Source organism: Okeania sp., assembly GCF_983059655.1.
In genome coordinates, this window is the sequence record NZ_CEZPJD010000453.1 from 1 (window position 1) to 1,417 (window position 1,417).

Sequence of the window (1,417 nt, forward strand, 5' to 3'; positions counted from 1 at the left end):
CAGGTATTTCTGATCTAAAAAGGCTAAAACCAATATCAGTAAAGACTTTGATATTAGATCGGTAAACCCTACTTAGAAAGTAAAAAACTGACCGTTGTTAGCTATTCTTTGCTCTCTACCCTCAAGAAGATGTAGTAAAAATTTTGAGATAAAGACTTTGATATTAGATCGGTAAACCCTACTTAGAAAGTGAAAAACTGACCGTTGTTAGCTATTCTTTGCTCTCTACCCTCAAGAAGATGTAGTAAGAATGTTGAGATTTAGTCTTAGTAAATAAAATCTGTAGAATAACCTACTCAACTATCTGCAAATATCTCTTTTTATTCTAACCAAAATAAGATGGCTCATTACCTGGTTTCCACTTAATATTACAACCAATACTTGGCTGTTGTTCTTCATCTACAGATTTTTCTGCTAAAACTGAATCTAAAGCTGCTCTTAAATCACTTCCTGTAACTGGTTGATTATTACTAGGACGACTATCATCTAATTGCCCTCTATATACTAATTTAAAATCAGCATCAAAGAGGAAAAAATCTGGAGTACAAGCAGCAGTATAAGATTTTGCTACTTCTTGAGTTGCATCAAAACAGTAGGGAAAATTAAACCCTAATTCTAATGCCATTTCCTTTAGTTTATCTGGAGCATCATCAGGGTGAGTTTCAATATTATTGGAACTAATAGCGACAATTCCTACATTTTTTGGAACGTAATCTTCTCCAATTTTAGCAAGTTCTGATTGAACATGTTTCACAAATGGGCAATGACGACAAATAAACATGATTAAGAGTGCTTTTTTTCCCTCAAATGTTGATAGGGAAATGATTTGCTCAGAAACTACGTCTGGCAACTGAAAATCTGGAGCTGAAGTTGCTAATGTCAGCATTGTAGAAGCGGTTAAAGCCATAGTTATTCCTGTATATTTTTCTTTCTAAAAAAACTATAGCAGGGAACAGGGAACAGGCAACAGGGAACAGGCAACAGGGAACAGTAGGAAAAGCATTTCTTTGTCTAAGGTTCATCATCAATATCAGTCAAACACCAACTCGTTTCTTGCCATACCACATTTTTACCAACTTACAGCACTTTTCGCTCTTGATGAATCACATCGCCATAACCAAAACCCTGTAGGGACGTTGCATGAGGGCGTCCCTACTGTGGTCTACTGAAATGAAAACCGCTGTAATCAAAACCAGACAATTTTTATCTTGAGAACTACTGAAATTTTTTTCACTACAACAAATCTCTAATACCAATTATTGCCCAATGAATTCCACAAAAAATCTACGAGAAATTTATTTTGATAAAAACCAGTATCCATCATACTTTCTATCTGTAATTTATTTATAGATTTCCTCACTTTATTTCTTATTGCTTATTACTCGAAAAATATTTGAGATAATTAAGGTACTAAGCT

The 1,417-nt window shown here is 34.2% G+C and carries 1 protein-coding gene; it reads right to left on the bottom strand.

Annotation, left to right across the window (positions count from 1 at the left end; genetic code table 11):
- Positions 1 to 325: 325 nt before the first annotated feature.
- Positions 326 to 907 (bottom strand): thioredoxin family protein, encoded by a 582-nt coding sequence (locus AC3DU7_RS21650; RefSeq protein ID WP_488041373.1) that lies wholly within the window; start codon positions 905 to 907, stop codon positions 326 to 328.
- Positions 908 to 1,417: the final 510 nt, after the last annotated feature.